Annotated in this window: 1 protein-coding gene; it reads left to right on the forward strand. The window is 55.7% G+C overall.

Annotated features, from left to right (window positions below; genetic code table 11):
- Positions 1 to 231: hypothetical protein (locus H7I57_RS19875; protein ID WP_264025514.1), on the forward strand; the 231-nt coding region annotated here is incomplete at its 5' end.
- Between the last annotated feature and the right edge of the window lie 117 nt (positions 232 to 348).

Raw genomic sequence — 348 nt, forward strand, 5'->3', positions numbered from 1 at the left:
GTTGAGCTAAAGAGCGGCGGAACCTATTACGGTAGTATTGTCGGTTATGACTCGGAACCCGATCAAGCAACTGCATGGTTGGTGCTGAGTGAGCATTCAAAGATTGACCCGCCGTCCGCTTTTGGTGCCATTGATGGAACTTTGGAATCTATTGAGCGATGGCAATACGTGTTTATACCATTTGGTGATATCCGTGCGATGCGGGCCAGATTTTCGACGGAAGTGAAATAGCGACTCCCAGCGCCTATCGGGCGCAAAGGGCGAATGCCAGCCCCGCCCGGTGCGGCAGCTCGCTGTGCGGCGGCCGTGGTACCGCGCGACCCCAATAGGGTGTCTGTCGGCACTTCA

The organism is Mycolicibacterium pyrenivorans (assembly GCF_025821625.1).
Classification (GTDB): domain Bacteria; phylum Actinomycetota; class Actinomycetes; order Mycobacteriales; family Mycobacteriaceae; genus Mycobacterium; species Mycobacterium pyrenivorans.